This is a genomic window from Bradyrhizobium nivariense (assembly GCF_029846695.2).
In the GTDB taxonomy this organism is placed as follows: Bacteria; Pseudomonadota; Alphaproteobacteria; order Rhizobiales; family Xanthobacteraceae; genus Bradyrhizobium.
In genome coordinates, this window is sequence record NZ_JARWCR020000053.1 from 1 (window position 1) to 14,805 (window position 14,805).

The 14,805-nt window shown below is 64.1% G+C and carries 16 protein-coding genes; 9 read left to right on the forward strand and 7 right to left on the reverse strand.

Annotation, left to right across the window (positions count from 1 at the left end; all coding sequences use genetic code 11):
- Nucleotides 1-179: 179 nt before the first annotated feature.
- Together QCM77_RS32180 and QCM77_RS32185 are read right to left on the reverse strand one after the other, a co-directional pair.
- The gene (locus QCM77_RS32180; RefSeq protein WP_279686183.1) at nucleotides 180-1,100 is read right to left on the reverse strand and encodes a LysM peptidoglycan-binding domain-containing protein; all 921 of its coding nucleotides are present in this window, start codon (nucleotides 1,098-1,100) and stop codon (nucleotides 180-182) included.
- Between the two features lie 162 nt (nucleotides 1,101-1,262).
- Entirely contained in the window at nucleotides 1,263-2,114 is an 852-nt protein-coding gene (locus QCM77_RS32185; RefSeq protein ID WP_279661177.1) for a DUF3313 domain-containing protein, read from the reverse strand.
- Nucleotides 2,115-2,302: 188 nt separating this feature from the next.
- On the opposite strand from QCM77_RS32185, the gene QCM77_RS32190 reads away from it, so the two are divergent.
- Nucleotides 2,303-2,965, forward strand: coding sequence for a TetR/AcrR family transcriptional regulator (locus QCM77_RS32190; RefSeq protein WP_279661006.1), 663 nt, complete (start codon nucleotides 2,303-2,305; stop codon nucleotides 2,963-2,965).
- Between the two features lie 120 nt (nucleotides 2,966-3,085).
- On the opposite strand, the gene QCM77_RS32195 is transcribed toward QCM77_RS32190, so the two are convergent.
- Nucleotides 3,086-3,709, reverse strand: coding sequence for a CGNR zinc finger domain-containing protein (locus QCM77_RS32195; protein WP_279661005.1), 624 nt, complete (start codon nucleotides 3,707-3,709; stop codon nucleotides 3,086-3,088).
- A 121-nt stretch (nucleotides 3,710-3,830) separates the two neighbouring features.
- Here QCM77_RS32195 and QCM77_RS32200 point away from each other — a divergent pair, with 121 nt between their 5' ends.
- The 3 genes from QCM77_RS32200 to QCM77_RS32210 are packed head-to-tail and all read left to right on the forward strand — an operon-like array spanning nucleotide 3,831 to nucleotide 6,042.
- The gene (locus QCM77_RS32200) at nucleotides 3,831-4,523 is read left to right on the forward strand and encodes an alpha/beta fold hydrolase (protein ID WP_279661004.1); all 693 of its coding nucleotides are present in this window, start codon (nucleotides 3,831-3,833) and stop codon (nucleotides 4,521-4,523) included.
- A gap of 44 nt (nucleotides 4,524-4,567) precedes the next feature.
- Nucleotides 4,568-5,422, forward strand: coding sequence for an alpha/beta fold hydrolase (locus QCM77_RS32205; protein WP_279661003.1), 855 nt, complete (start codon nucleotides 4,568-4,570; stop codon nucleotides 5,420-5,422).
- Nucleotides 5,423-5,433: 11 nt separating this feature from the next.
- Nucleotides 5,434-6,042, forward strand: coding sequence for a TMEM175 family protein (locus QCM77_RS32210; RefSeq protein WP_279661002.1), 609 nt, complete (start codon nucleotides 5,434-5,436; stop codon nucleotides 6,040-6,042).
- A gap of 58 nt (nucleotides 6,043-6,100) precedes the next feature.
- Here QCM77_RS32210 and QCM77_RS32215 read toward each other — a convergent pair whose 3' ends face one another.
- A complete protein-coding gene (locus QCM77_RS32215) occupies nucleotides 6,101-6,523 on the reverse strand; it encodes a MarR family winged helix-turn-helix transcriptional regulator (RefSeq protein WP_279661001.1) in 423 nt (140 codons plus the stop codon).
- Between the two features lie 172 nt (nucleotides 6,524-6,695).
- On the opposite strand from QCM77_RS32215, the gene QCM77_RS32220 reads away from it, so the two are divergent.
- Both QCM77_RS32220 and QCM77_RS32225 read left to right on the forward strand, forming a co-directional pair.
- Nucleotides 6,696-7,907 carry an ABC transporter substrate-binding protein gene (locus tag QCM77_RS32220; protein ID WP_279686185.1) on the forward strand — a complete coding sequence of 404 codons (1,212 nt, stop codon included), beginning with the start codon at nucleotides 6,696-6,698 and terminating at the stop codon, nucleotides 7,905-7,907.
- Nucleotides 7,908-7,923: 16 nt separating this feature from the next.
- Nucleotides 7,924-9,102, forward strand: coding sequence for a cytochrome P450 (locus tag QCM77_RS32225; RefSeq protein WP_279686186.1), 1,179 nt, complete (start codon nucleotides 7,924-7,926; stop codon nucleotides 9,100-9,102).
- Here the strand turns inward: QCM77_RS32225 and QCM77_RS32230 are convergent.
- Nucleotides 9,099-9,812 (reverse strand): hypothetical protein, encoded by a 714-nt coding sequence (locus tag QCM77_RS32230; protein WP_279660998.1) that lies wholly within the window; start codon nucleotides 9,810-9,812, stop codon nucleotides 9,099-9,101. The genes QCM77_RS32225 and QCM77_RS32230 overlap by 4 nt on opposite strands.
- Nucleotides 9,813-10,101: 289 nt before the next feature.
- On the opposite strand from QCM77_RS32230, the gene QCM77_RS32235 reads away from it, so the two are divergent.
- Both QCM77_RS32235 and QCM77_RS32240 read left to right on the forward strand, forming a co-directional pair.
- On the forward strand, nucleotides 10,102-11,025 hold the full coding sequence (locus QCM77_RS32235; protein ID WP_279660997.1) for an ABC transporter ATP-binding protein: 924 nt from the start codon (nucleotides 10,102-10,104) through the stop codon (nucleotides 11,023-11,025).
- Nucleotides 11,022-11,783 (forward strand): ABC transporter permease, encoded by a 762-nt coding sequence (locus tag QCM77_RS32240; RefSeq protein ID WP_279660996.1) that lies wholly within the window; start codon nucleotides 11,022-11,024, stop codon nucleotides 11,781-11,783. The genes QCM77_RS32235 and QCM77_RS32240 overlap by 4 nt, the downstream gene beginning before the upstream one ends.
- A 45-nt stretch (nucleotides 11,784-11,828) precedes the next feature.
- Here QCM77_RS32240 and QCM77_RS32245 read toward each other — a convergent pair whose 3' ends face one another.
- Nucleotides 11,829-12,152, reverse strand: a complete 324-nt coding sequence (locus tag QCM77_RS32245; RefSeq protein WP_279660995.1) for a hypothetical protein — start codon at nucleotides 12,150-12,152, stop codon at nucleotides 11,829-11,831.
- Between the two features lie 315 nt (nucleotides 12,153-12,467).
- On the opposite strand from QCM77_RS32245, the gene QCM77_RS32250 reads away from it, so the two are divergent.
- Nucleotides 12,468-13,244, forward strand: coding sequence for a L,D-transpeptidase (locus tag QCM77_RS32250; RefSeq protein ID WP_279660994.1), 777 nt, complete (start codon nucleotides 12,468-12,470; stop codon nucleotides 13,242-13,244).
- 2 nt (nucleotides 13,245-13,246) lie between these two features.
- Here the strand turns inward: QCM77_RS32250 and QCM77_RS32255 are convergent, their stop codons facing one another.
- On the reverse strand, nucleotides 13,247-14,503 hold the full coding sequence (locus tag QCM77_RS32255; RefSeq protein ID WP_279660993.1) for a zinc-binding metallopeptidase family protein: 1,257 nt from the start codon (nucleotides 14,501-14,503) through the stop codon (nucleotides 13,247-13,249).
- Between the last annotated feature and the right edge of the window lie 302 nt (nucleotides 14,504-14,805).

Here is a 14,805-nt window from a genome sequence, read left to right on the forward strand (position 1 = left end):
GCAGGCTGTCCGTAATCTCTTCAGCCGAACCCGCCGCCACCTCTGCGAACCACCGCGACGGCGCCAAAAACAACACGACAATCTCCGCGCACGACTAACCTAGCGCAGATGAGGGTTGGGGTGAGGGCTGCGTCCGTAAAAATGGTGGCCGACGGACTCGCGGCGAGAGGCGAAGTGCCCTACCTCCGCCCAGCAGGCGGGGTCACCATCGCGGCCGCAGGCTCGGGCGGCGGCGCCAGATGGCGCGGGACGATGATGGACTGGCCGGGGGTGAGCGGCGTGTTCTCCGGCAGCGAGTTGCTCTGCGCGAGCGACCACAGCGGCACGCGATTGGCTGCGGCGATGCTCTCCATGGTGTCGCCCCGGCGCACCTGCAGCCGCACGCCGCTATCCCACAATTCGACCAGCGTGTCCCCGGGCACGAGGTAGCGCAGCGGCAACGCATCGACGTGCGGCTGAATCCGCGGCAACTGCGTCACCATATCGATGATCTGACGGTGGATGTCGTCGGACTTCTCGATGTTGATGTGGCTGACCCGCGAGTTCTCCTTCAGGTCGTAGCTCGCGTAATGACCGCGATAGCCCGGCGCCGCCACCACGTTGCCGCCGCCAAGCACGCTGTCGGAGAGGAAGATGTTGATGAAGCGCTCGACATTGAGCGGCACGTCGCCGGTCGCATGCGCGGGATCGATGGTGATGACCAGGCTGATCGGGATGTTCTCCTTGGCTGCCATCTCGGAGATGACGACCGAGCACAGCCCGCCCATCGAGTGCCCGATCAGCACGATCGGCGCCGGCGCCTCCTTGTAGCTGGAGATGGCGCGGTCACCGATCCATCGGCAGATGGTGAATTCATAGACGTTGGCCGAAAAGCCGGCCTGCGTCAGCTTCTCTTCGAGCCGGTCCATGCCGGTGGAGAAGAACGGCCCCATGGCGCCACGGAACAGATAGATTTTCGGCGGCGGTAGCGGCTCAGGCGGTGGCGCGGCGGGCACGACCGCGGCGGGCTTCGTCTTGGCAGGTGAGCCTGCGGCCATGCCGGTGCTGAAGGCGAGCAGCGCAACCGCTGCCAGCACCACAATTCGCCTTGGATCAATCATCAGTCCAGCAGTCCCACCACGGGAGACAAAGGCCTCCCCGTGGGGCTTAGTGACCACCGATTGGGTGGAATTTGGGGCACGGAACCGGGTCCAGTGTCAGCATGTCATCTACTCTGGTCGGCCACGAATTGCTCAGTCTGGACCACGAGGAACGCATCCAGGTCATTGTGTGAGTGTTTGCCCTGAGTTCGCCTCTGGGGCCGGCGCCGGGGCCGGACTGTCCTTGGCGCCGGAATCCGTCCAGGCAGGCGGCAGGCCGAGGCTCTGCCCCGCCATGCCAGTCAGACCCGGAAACCGCCCGAACGCTTCGCACGCGACATATTTGGGTGCACCGCCGAGCCGCACGGGAATGCTTTCGATGGGAGGTAACGCAGGGATGCCTCCGAACGGAGAGTCTCCCGTCGCAACCAGCTTGGCGAAGTCGGCGCCGAAATCGGCCGCGAGATCGTATGCATCGCCCTCGTTGGCGACCCGCGGAGAATTCGCGATGGAGTTGGCACCGCGCGCCCAGACCATCGCCGCCTTCTGAAATCCGGCGAAGTCGCGCGCTTCCGCCTCGACCGACAGATTGCCGAGCCCGACCGGAAGCCTCGGCACCGGCACAGGCACGGCGGGAAGCGCCACGGTCTTGGCAATCGACAGTGCTTTCGATGCACCGGAGGCGGTCGGGTCGGTCGGCGCCGCATGAGTGACCGTCGCCTGCACGGTGAGATCCGCGTCGTCATCGGCCGAAACGATACGGAAACGCTCGCTCAAGCGCAGACACAACTCGCGGCTGATGGCGTTTGCCACCAGACGCCGTTCCTTTTCGTTCAGCGCAATTTCGGCGCGCGCAGGAAAGACGGTCGATGCGATCCGGATTGTTTTCGCCGCCAGCACGTCCTTCTTGTTCACGCGGATCTGCGATCGCGTCACCAGCCCGTTCGCGTCCGACATCCGATCGTAGCTCCTGAGCGAGCCGGCTCGTTCCAGCGGCGCGGTTGCGCACCCGCCGACCGCAAGCGTGACACACATCAGGGCCGCCCATTGAAAGCGCATGGTCCCGCTCGCGCCCGGACAATTTATTAGAGAGATTACTCTAGTAAACATTCTCACGCCCCTTGCCACCCGCCGACATAAATAGATGGAACTCTCTAATTTTGATCTTCTCGTGGCGGACCGTCGTGCTAAATGGAGCTTTTAGGGGATGGGAGACGCGCGCCTTGAGGAAAGTCGACCCCGTCAAGCATGAGCAGAAGCGCGGCGAGATCCTCGGCGCGGCGATCCGCTGCTTCATCCGGGACGGTTTTCGCGGGGCCAGCACGACGGACATCTGCGCCGAAGCCGGGATCAGTCCGGGGCACCTCTATCACTACTTTCCCAACAAGGAGGCGATCATCGAGGCGATGATCGACCTGGGTCTGGCCCATGCGGCCGAGCGATTCGAAAAGATTCTCGCCGCCCCCGACGTGATCGAGGCGCTGCTCGCCGACATCGAGCAAACCAGCCTGCGGTTTCGTCCCGCCCAGGTCCTCAACCTGGATGGCCTCGCAGAGGCCGCCCGCAATCCGGAATTCGCCAAGATCATCGAGCGGCACACCGAGGCGATCCGCCGCATGTGGGGTAACTTCCTGCGTCAGGCGCAAAGCCAGGGACGGGTGGACCCGGGACTGGACCCGCACGCGACGGCCGACATCCTGATCGCCATCGTCGACGGATCCCGCGCGATGCCGATCCGCAATCCCAGGCTGGATGTGAGGCAGAACGTGGAGCATCTGAGGACGATGCTCGTGCGTTTCCTGGGCCCACCCGATACGCAAAGCGTTGCGATCAAGCATCGCACTCAGAAGACCGCTCGTCCGCTCAAGCTGGTCAGGAAGCGGTAGGACGGCCCGCGGATCAACCTGGAGATCGAGCAGCGTCTCGTTGACGTCGAAGACGATCAGGGGAAGATCAACCATTTGGTTGGGCTCCTTGTTGTCAGGTCCGGTCTGGCCCCCAGCCCTTCACTGCCTGCTCTTGAGCCTGCTGCGATGCGCGGCCTGCTTGGCGCGGTTGCCGCAGACCGCCATGATGCACCACCGTCGCGCGCGCCTGCGGGTGTGGTCGGCGAACAGCATCGTGCAGCTATGGCCCTCGCACGCCTTCACGTCCGAAAAGTCCTCCTCGCAGACAAATTTTGCCAGCGCTTCGCCGACCGGCAGCAGCAGGGACTCGAGCGATTGCCAACGCCGCATCCTTTGCAGCACGAGGCCTTCATCGCCCTCGTCGTGACGTGGCACGATCTGCCGGAACGCTTCATCGCGCGCCAAAATGCTGTTCAACGGACCGAGTTCGTGCAGCGCGTTCGCGGTGAGCGGCCGGCCTGCATGCTTGCGAACAAAACCTCGAAACCACTCGCGCAAGGCGCGGGCCTGATCCGCGACCTTGTCGAGTTCGCCCGGCAAGGCGCGCGCTTTCATCGCATCGAGCTCGTCGGGTGGAACGAGCCGGGCCTGGGCCAGCCAGTCGATCAGGCCTTCGCCATCGTCGAGCCAATCGACGGGCGTATCGACCGGCGTTGCGATCGAATTGAGGAAATCGAGGCCGCGCGAGTCGGCAATGAACATCGCAGGCGGTCTGTTTGACATGTGCGGCTCCCCAGCCCGACGAAACAACTTCGACATAACCTGTATACTACCGCTTGACAAGTTACTATCGGCATACATAACCTTTATTTTGCAATCAAACAGGTTACTAACGGAGGTAGCGATGGCCAAGGACGATGCGACTGTGGTTCTGGCCCATGGTGCGTGGGCGGATGGGTCGAGCTGGGCCCGCGTCATCGCGGCGCTTGAGGCCGAAGGGATCAAGGCGCAGGCGGCGCCGCTGCCGCTGACTTCGCTGGCCGACGATGTCGCCGCCCTCAACCGCAGCCTGGATCGCACCGAAGGCCCGATCGTGCTCGCCGGGCACGCCTATGCCGGCGCGGTCATTGCGCTAGCGCGTCCCGCGCGCGTGAAGGCTCTGGTCTATGTCGCGGCCCTTGCCCCCGATGAGGGCGAGAAGGTTGCGGACGTGTTCTATCGCCTTCCGCCGCATCCGCAGGCGCCAAAACTCGCGCCCGACGACAATGGCCTGATCTGGCTGCCGGAAGACGCGTTTGCTGCGGCCTTCGCGCAGAACGCCTCGGCGGAGGACCATGCCGTACTCGCGGCCGTGCAGCGACCGATCTCGCTGAACTGCATTACGGTCCCGGTCGGGCGCCCGCTCTGGAAGGACGTTCCGAGCTGGTTCCTGATCGCCGAGCAGGACCGCATGATCGTGCCACAGACGCAGCGCTTCATGGCGGAGCGCATGAAGGCGACGGTGCGATCGCATGCCGTCGATCACACGCCCAGCGTCACTGCGCCCGCCGCCGTTGCCGACATCATCCGCGAGGCGATCGTCTCGGTCTCGGAGTAACTCCGGCAAAGCCACCAAATCAGTTATCAAAAACGGAGAATGTCATGACCCCGACCACATATCGCACTGCCGACGTCGACGGCTTCAAGGTCTTCTATCGCGAGGCCGGGCCGACGAACGCACCAAATCTCCTGCTGCTGCACGGCTTCCCGAGCGCGGGTCACATGTTCCGCGACCTGATCCCGCTGCTCGCCGACAAGTATCACGTCGTTGCGCCTGATCTTCCCGGCTTCGGTCAGTCCGACATGCCCTCGCGCGACACCTTCCGCTACACCTTCGACAATGTCGCGCGCGTGATCGAGCGCTTCACCGAGGTGATCGGCTTCGACCGCTTCGCGGTCTATGTGTTCGACTATGGCGCGCCGACCGGCTTCCGGCTTGCGCTGCGCCACCCCGAGCGGATCACGGCGATCATTTCGCAGAACGGCAACGCCTATGAGGACGGCCTCAGCGACGGCTGGACTCCAATCAAGGCTTACTGGCAGGACCCGTCGCCCGCCAACCGCGAGGCGCTGCGCGCTTTCCTCACGCCGGAGGCGACGCGCTGGCAGTACACGCACGGCGTTGGCGATGCGACCATGGTGTCGCCGGACGGCCAGAACCTCGACAATTTCTACCTGGCGCGCCCGGGCTCCGATGACGTGCAGCTCGACCTGTTCGGCGACTACAAGAGCAACGTCGCGCTCTATCCGTCATTCCAAGACTACTTCCGCACGCACAAGCCGCCGTTCCTGGCGGTCTGGGGCAAGAACGATCCCTTCTTCATCCCGCCCGGCGCCGAGGCGTTCAAGCGCGACAATCCCAACGCCGTGGTGCAGTTCTTCGATACCGGCCATTTCGCACTGGAAACGCATGCAAGGGAGATCGCGGCCAGCATTCGTGCGTTCTTGACGCAATAGGAGCGATGGCCATGACCCATGCGAGACGAACCCCGGAACGGCTCAGCGCATTCTCGGACGGCGTGTTCGCCGTCCTGATCACGGTGCTCGTGCTTGAGCTTCGTCCGCCCGAGATCCCGACCTTCGCGGCCTTGCTGACGCTGTGGCCGACCTGGCTCTCCTATGCCGTGAGCTATGTGTTCATCGCGATCGTGTGGGCCAATCACCACCATCTGATGCGCTATGCCAACGAGGCGACGCCACGGCTGATGTGGTTCAACTTCGCGCATCTGTTCTCGGTGTCGCTGCTGCCGCTCTCCACCGCCTGGATGGCGGTGAGTGAGCTCGCACCGCAGCCGGTCGCGTTCTATGCCGCCGTGTTCTTCCTGGTGAACGCGACATACGTCGCGTTGATCTGGGACCTGGTCGTCCGAGCGCCCGCCAGCGAGGTCCCGCCGAAAGAGCGCAGAATCATGCGCATCCGGTCAATGGTGACTCTCGGCGTCTTCGCGGTCGCCACCGTCGTCGCCTTGAGATTCCCGGTCACCGGGCTGGCAATGTGCTGTTGCTGTCTTGTCGTCTATCTGAAGCCCGAGGCGCCGGGTGCCAAGAACAGCGCGCCCGTCGACGGCAGGGCATAGCGGCGCCAAAGGACGACGCCGCGATAAAGCCAAGAATGCGAGCGGCTAGCCAGCCAGCCTAAAGCGGCAGAATCCGGTTCAGCAACTCGAGCAAGGTGCGCTGCTCGGCCTCGCTGAGCGGGGTGAGCATCTTTTGGTTATAGGGCTCGGTCAGCCTTGCCGCCTCGTGAATGAGCTTTGCGCCCTTAGGCGTGAGCACGAGCTCGACGGCGCGGCGATCCGCCTTCGAGCGGTTGCGCTTGATGAAGCCCGACGATTCGAGCTCGTTGAGGATCTTGATCAAATTGGGCAGGCGCAGCCGTAGCAGGCTTGCAAGGCTGCTCGGCGGAACGCCGGGATTGTCGCGAATGACGACGAAGATCGCATAGGTCGCGGGCGTCACGCCCAATGCGGCGAACTCTTCGTAAAACCCTTCGAAGAATTTCAGCTGCGCGAGCCGCAGCATGAAGCCCGGTGTGCGCTGGAGCGCCTTCAAATCCAACGATTTTTCCGGCTGCCGAGGCGACTTTTCGGCGGACTTCCCTGCGGGTCTCACGGGCTCATGATCCTCGAAGCGCGACGGGCCAAAAGTCCGCCGAATTGACTCTCCCGAAAATAGATATAAAATATAACTATTATTCAGCGGCACCAAGACCGCCCACGGGAGGGACACAATGAACAGCAAATTCCTGCACAAATTGTGCATTTCGGTCTTGATGCTGGCTGCTGCGGGGCCGGCATTCGCTCAGGACGCGGTGAAGATCGGCATCCTGAACGACCAGTCGGGTCCGTTCGCGAGCTATCAAGGCGTCGGCTCGGTCGTCGTCGCCAAAATGGCGGTGGAGGATTTTGGCGGAAAGGCTGGCGGAAAACCCGTCGAGGTCGCCGCGGCGGATCACCAGAACAAGACGGATATCGGGATCGGCATCGCGCGGCGCTGGTACGAGAACGACGGCGTCGATGCGATCTTCGACATTCCCAACTCGTCGATCGCGCTCGCGGTGGCCGGCATGAGCGCCGAGAAGAACAAGGTCTTCGTTGGATCGGGCGCTGGAACGGTGCTGCTGACCGGCGAAAAATGCACGCCGAACACCGTGCACTGGACCTACGACACCTACGCCTACGGGCGCGGCCTCGGCAAGGCGATCGTCCAGCAGGGCGGCAAGAAGTGGTTCTTCATCACCGCCGACTACGCCTTCGGACACGATCTGGAGAAGCAGGCGGCAGAGGCGGTGAAGGCGTCCGGCGGCGAGGTGCTCGGCAGCGTGCGGCATCCGCTCGGGACGGCCGATTATGCCTCCTTCCTGCTCCAGGCCCAAGCTTCGGGCGCGAACGTCGTCGGCTTCGCCAATGCCGGTGACGATACCATCACGTCGATGAAGCAGGCCGCCGAGTTCGGTCTGACCCGGGACCACAAGCTGGTCGGGTTGATCCTGGGGATGAACGGGCTTCCCGCGCTCGGACTGAAATTCGCGCAGGGCGCGCAGATCATGAACCCGTTCTACTGGGACCTGAACGACGGCACGCGGGCTTTCGCCAAACGCTTCGCCGAGCGCATTCCGTCGAAGGCCTATCCGAACGACATGCAGGCCGGCGTCTATGCCTCCGTCATTCACTATCTCAAGGCGGTCGACAAGGTCGGCAGCGCCAAGGACGGCAAGGCGGTCGTCGCGGCGATGAAGGAGATGCCCACTGACGATCCGCTGTTCGGCAGGGGCAACATCCGCAAGGACGGCCGCAAGATCCATCCCCTCTACCTGCTCCAGGTCAAGGCGCCGGAAGAGTCGACATCGACCTGGGATCTGCTGAAGGTCGTCGCCACGATCAAGGGTGAGGACGCGTTCCGCCCCGAGAGCGAAGGCCAGTGTCCGCTGACCAAGCAATAGCGGACGGGAGCTGACCATGAGCGGCATTGCATCCAGTCCGGCCGACCCGTTTGCGCCTGATTTCCTGATGGACCCCTATCCCGCCTATGAGGCGTTGCGCGCGCTTGGGCCGGCGTTCGCATTGGAGCGCTACGGCGTGTGGGCCATGGCAGGCTATGCCGAAGTCGGGCCGGCCCTGAAGGACTGGAAGACATTCATCAGCGGCGAGGGTGTCGGGCTCCACGGGATGAACCCGGCCCTGCCAAAGCCGCTGACGCTCCAGATCGATCCTCCCGACCACGACAAGGGCCGCCGCGTCCTCGGCCGCACCCTGTCCCCGGGTGTCGCGCGGCGGCTGCGCGAAACGTTTCAGCTGGAGGCGGAGAAGAAAATCTCCGAGCTGATCGACAAGGGCTCATTCGATGCCGTCACCGATCTCGCGGAAGCCTACCCGATGAAGGTGTTTCCGGATGCGATCGGCATCCGGCCGGACGGCCGCGACAAGCTGCTGGCCTGGAGTACGTTCGTGTTCGACAGCTTTGGCCCGGAGAACGCGACGCTGGCAGCGTCACGACAAGCAGGGCTCGCGGCGCAGGGCTGGATCATGGAATGTTGCGCGCGAGATGCGCTGCGGCCAGACGGGCTCGGCATGATGATCTACCAGGCCGCTGATGAAGGCGAGATCAGCGAGCACGAAGCAACTCATCTGGTGCGACCGTTCCTCACCGCCGGGATCGACACCACCGTCAACGGCATCGGCAATACCCTGCTCGCACTCGCCACTCATCCGGATGAATATCGCAAGCTGCACCACAAGCCGGAGCTGGCGCGCAATGCTTTCGAGGAAGGGCTGCGTTATGATTCACCGGTGCAGACGTTCTTTCGCACCACCTCGCGCGATGTCGAGATCGGCGGCGGCGTGATCCCCGCACACCGCAAGGTGCTGCTGTTCATGGCCTCCGCCAACCGCGACCCCGCGCGCTGGGACAGACCCGATCGCTTCGACGTCGAACGGCTCGCGACCGGGCATGTCGGTTTCGGCGCCGGCATCCACGCCTGCGTCGGCCAGATGATCGCACGCCTGGAAGGCGAACTGATCTTCGGCGAGCTCGCAAGGCGTGTGAAGACCATCGAGCTCACGGCAGAGCCGAGGCGCAGGTTGAACAATTCCCTGCGTGGGCTTGAGAGTATGCCCGTGCGGGTGACGGCCGCCTAGTTCCTGGCCGGAGCCGCCGCCGCCGCTCGCGCGGGCCGCGGCGCACCGGGTTCGGCGACTGGCATAGCAGGTGCGCGCGAGCGCATGATCGCGGCGTCGATCTCGGCAATCACGCGGCGCTGGATCGCTTCGTTCTTGTCGATCGAGATGTGGCCGACGCCGGACCCGCGCACGTCGACATTGTCGAGCTTGCCGCGAAAGCCGTCGGCGCGCTTCACCGGCTCACCGGGACCGTCGCCGATATAGATGTTGATGTAGCGTTCGGCGCCGGTCGACAGCTTGGTCTTGAATACGGAGTCGAGCCCGATCGCGAGTTTCACGGGAACGCCAAGACGGTTGAGCTTGGCGATCATGTCCGGCAGCGCGGTCGCGCCGGAGGAGTGCCCGACCAGGACAATGGTCTTGAGGCGGCCTGCCTTGTAGGCGGTGGCGGCTTCATCTGCGAGCGAGGACCAGGATACGAAATTGGCAACCGTTACCGGGATGCCCTGCGCCTCGAGCCGCGCGCCGATGGTATCGAGCCCGAGCGAGAAGATGTTGAGCACGCCGCGGAGCAGATAGACATGCGTGGTGGCGGCTGCCTGGCTCGGCGCGGCCTTGGCGGCGATCGGGTTCATGGCAACAGTTGACAGCAGGAGCAGGCCCATCACCCACATGCGGATGGCGGACAACCGGCTGGCGCCGGCGGTGTGACGGCCGTTCGGTCTCATCGATCTTTTCCCCGGGGGACATAGGCTTCGCAATTGGCCGGAATCGTAGCCATGGCCTGCTCGCAGACGCAACAAAGAGCCGCGTGAGCGACAATCTTAGCCGCGGCCCGTGACCATCGCGCAACACTTACCTGAAAGCTGCCTTGGAAGGGCCTGTTTTGAGACCATTTTTCTCTCGGCAATTGCAGCCGGGCAAGGGCATTCCTATCTCAGGGCTCCGCTGATCCGCCCCTCCCGGCAGGTTCCAGCCTCCCCTCCCCAGCATTTGCCCCTCAGATTTGCGGCCATCATGTCCTCCGTCATTTCCGTCGCCAATTTGTCGAAGACCTACGGGTCCGGCTTCAAGGCGCTCAAGAACGTCAATCTCGACATCAAGCGCGGCGAAATCTTCGCGTTGCTCGGCCCCAACGGCGCCGGCAAGACCACGCTGATCTCGATCATCTGCGGCATCGCCAATCCGAGCGAAGGCAAGGTTTTGGTCGGCGGCGAGAACATCCAGACCTCGTACCGCAAGGCGCGCTCGCTGATCGGGCTGGTGCCGCAGGAATTGCATACCGACGCCTTCGAGAGCGTGTGGGCGACCGTGAGCTTCTCCCGCGGCCTGTTCGGCAAGCCGAAGAACCCTGCGCACATCGAGAAGGTGCTGAAAGACCTCTCGCTGTGGGACAAGAAGGACAGCAAGATCATCACGCTCTCCGGCGGCATGAAGCGCCGCGTGATGATCGCGAAAGCGCTGTCGCACGAGCCGCAGATCCTGTTCCTGGACGAGCCGACCGCCGGCGTCGACGTCGAGCTGCGCAAGGGCATGTGGGAGGTGGTGCGTACCCTCCAGCAATCCGGCGTCACCATCATCCTGACCACGCATTACATCGAGGAAGCCGAGGAGATGGCCGACCGCATCGGCGTCATCAACAAGGGCGAGATCGTGCTGGTCGAGGACAAGGCCACCTTGATGCAGAAGCTCGGCAAGAAGCGGCTGACGCTGCATCTGCAAGGCAAGCTCGATGCGCTGCCGGAGAGCCTTGGCCATTACGAGCTTGACCTCTGCGACGGCGGCGCGACGCTGGTCTACGACTACGACACCAAGGGCGAGCGCACCGGCATCACCAGCCTGCTCGGCGACCTCCGCACCGCCGGCATCCGCTTCAACGATCTCGACACGACCCAATCGTCGCTCGAGGACATCTTCGTCGACCTCGTGAGGACGTCATGAATCACCGCGCCATCCGCGCCATCTATCTGTTCGAAATGGCGCGCACCTGGCGCACGCTGCTGCAAAGCATCGTCTCGCCGGTGGTCTCGACCTCGCTGTATTTCGTGGTGTTCGGCGCCGCGATCGGCTCGCGCATCAGCCAGGTCGAGGGCGTCAGCTACGGCACCTTCATCGTGCCGGGCCTGATCATGCTCTCGGTGCTGACGCAGAGCATCGCCAACGCCTCGTTCGGCATCTATTTCCCGAAATTCACCGGCACGATCTACGAGATCCTGTCGGCGCCGATCTCCTATTTCGAGATCGTGCTCGGCTATGTCGGCGCGGCCGCGACCAAATCGATCATCCTCGGCCTGATCATCCTCGCCACGGCCGGCCTGTTCGTGCCGCTGCACATTCATCATCCGGTCTGGATGCTGGCCTTCCTGGTGCTGACCGCGGTGACGTTCAGCCTGTTCGGTTTCATCATCGGCATCTGGGCCGACGGGTTCGAAAAGCTGCAGATGATTCCGATGCTGGTGGTGACGCCGCTGACCTTCCTCGGCGGCAGCTTCTATTCCATCGACATGCTGCCGCCCGCGTGGCGCACGGTGGCGCTGCTCAATCCGGTCGTCTATCTGATCTCCGGCTTCCGCTGGAGTTTCTACGAGATCGCGGACGTCAGCATGTCCGTCAGCATCGGCATGACGACGGCGTTCCTGGTGATCTGCCTGGTCGTGATCTGGTGGATTTTCCGCACGGGGTATCGGTTGAAGAACTGACCCTGGCCGTCATTCCGGGGTCGCGCGCCCCGGAATCGCCAGCGGCTACCGATAGCAGTGGAAGCGGTTGTACCCGTCGTAATAGCCGCGGCAGCGACGGTGGCCGCGATGGGGAATGCCGAACACACCCTCGACCGCGCCAACGGCACCGCCGACACCGGCGCCGACGACACCTCCGACTGCACCGCCCACCGGGCCGGCAATACGATTGCCTTCATAGGCACCGTCCTGTGCGCCGCGCACAATGCCTTGGGCATGGCCAGCTTGCGGCAGCGACAACAGCGCGAGGAGGATGGCGGCGGCTGCGAGCAGCAGGCGGACGGGCACACCCGCCGGCAATGGCGCGGCGGCGATACGGGCTTTGTTCATCTTCGATCCCCAAGGGGCTACAAGGGTAAGCAGCGGCGGGCGCCGCCTGTGGAGAGTGACCATGATCAACGCACCGAGCGACCAAATGGTTGCGCCATTGTGACGAATTGTCGGCGTTGTGAACGCTTCTCCCGCTCGCGAAAATGTCAGCATCGCCGCGGGCTTCGCGGCACAAAGCGGCCTTGCTTACGCCGGGCGTCCCGTTAACGATGGGCTTGCAGGCCGCTGGAACGAAAGCCGGATTGCAGGCACAGTGCACGCCGGGGACGGAGAGCCGCGGCGCCTAGCGTGAACAGGCCGGAGGCCAGAAGTCAGATGCGTTCGTTTTTTATTGCTTTCACCTCCCTGATGCTTTTGAGCGCGGGCACCGCGCAAGCCAAGGTCGAGATCACCGTCGACAAGGACAATCAGCAGATGACCGTCGCCGTCGACGGCGTCGCGCGCTACCACTGGCCGGTGTCGACAGGCATCCCCTCGCGCGAGACTCCGAGCGGCGCGTTCCGCACCTTCCGCATGGAAGAGGATCACTACTCCAAGGAATTCGACGACGCGCCGATGCCGCACGCGATCTTCTTCACCAAGGTCGGGCACGCCATCCACGGCACCGACTCGGTCGGCCGGCTCGGCTCTCCGGCGTCCCACGGCTGCGTACGGCTGTCGCGCCAGAATGCCACGACGCTCTACGCGCTGGTGCAGCAGCAAGGCGTGCTCAACACCACGGTGACGCTGACCGGCTCGGCGCAGGTCGCGCTCGCCCGCAATCCGCGCGGCCGCAACCCCACAGCAGTCGCCCGCGCGCCGCAGCCGGCCGAAGAGCAATACGCCACATCAGGCGATCCCGTGAACCTGACGCCTCCGGCCGCACCTGCCCGCCGCTACATGCCGCAGGACGACAACTACATCTATCCGGCCGACGGCAGCGACACCGGCGCGCGTTATCCGGCGCCGCGCGGCAGCCGCCCGCTCTATGATGCGCAGGTCTATCAGCAGCAGCGGCCCTCGTACGACCAGGGCACTGGCCAGCAGGGCTATTACTATCAGCCGCAGCCCCGGCAGGTTTACCAACCGCGTGGCTATTACTACCAGAACTGACCCTATCTGAACGCGGCGTTGCCGCGCTCGACGATTTTTCGCGCAGCCTGGACGAAGGCACGGGCGACCGGCTCGAGGATATCGGGCCCGGTCGCGGCAAGATCGTCCGACGGCGTGTGGAACGTCCGGTGGCGGCCGGCCATGCCGAGGAAATTGGCGTAGCCCGCCGCATGCACGTCGCGTAGTTCGCCGACCGCCTGTTTCTCCGTCACCAGTCGTTTTGCGTCGACCTTGGCGAAGGCCTCATCAGTCAGCGCGACGGCAGATTTGCTCAGCACGAGATATCGCTCTTCCTCAGGCCGATCGGTGCGGCCGCCCTCAGCGAAGGGGTAGCAGGCGTTCGAGGAGCCGAAATGAATCCACGCCAGTGTTTCCTTCGGCGCTGGCGCCCCGTTCTTCAGGAACAGCTCCATGCCGCCATGGCCGATCTCATGGCCGGCGGTCGCGACGAAGACGAAATGCGCCGGCCATTTTTCGGCAACGACCGTGCGCGCCAGCGCAAGGAAGTTGGCAATGCCGGGGCCACGTTCGCACACGCAAGTGTACCAGCCGGTCATCGGCGTCGAGACGACGATGGTCGGCCCGGCGCCGGTCTCGGCGATGACGTTGCGGCTGGCGACATCGCGCTCGTAGTGACCCTTGATATCCAGGGTCACCGTCGCGCCTGACGCAAGCGCCCGCTCGAACGTACCGCGCACCTTGGCGCCGACCACGACCACCGGCACCGGCCAGGGCGCATCTTCCTGCGTAACGTTGTAGGCGAAACGGTCATCCGCAGGATTGCCGATCGTCAGCAGGATCGCCGCCGGCTTCTTCGCCGCGGCCTCCGTGATCGCCGCGCGATGGGCAGGGCCGAGATAGGCGCCGCGATCGAACGGCAGATCGAGCAAAAGAATTTTTCCGGCGACATCGCCGTCGCGGGCGAGCGGCGCGGCGAGACGAAAGCTCGCTCTGTCCTCCGGCGGCCACCAGAACGGCGTTGCCTCGACAGACGTGCCGGCCGCTTCGGCGCTGGCCTGCTCGACGACATACTGCCGGCCAAGCACGACGGGCTGGGACCTGACCTCGAAGCCGGCGGTCTTGAGCTCAGCGGCAATCCAGTCGGCGGTCGCGAGATCGCCGGGCGAGCCGAACCGGTGCAGACCGAAGGACGCGTAACGCGTCACATCTTCGTAGAGGCTGGCACCCGAAAGCACATCCTTGGCTGCCGCCTGTCCAATCATGAGAACCGCCATCGTCGCCATCAGGATACGCCGCATATGAGGTTCTCCCGGTGCCGATCATTTTTCTTGCCGGCTAATTTCGGCCTTCCGCGGCCGTCGTCAACCGCCAGCGCCGAATCAAATCACTGCTGCGCTGGGGGGACGCAGGCCGGACCCGACAGGAGCCGCGAGGACAGAAGCGCCAAGCAAGCGGACCCAAGCGCGAAAATCGCGCCAGTCTGTGCACGGATTGGGCACCCGGCGACGCAGGAAAGCAACAGTCCCCAACCTTCAACGCTGCGGCGTCCCGGCAAAATTGACAACCTTGGCGTCGCCCGTATTGTCTTTCGCAGTATTTC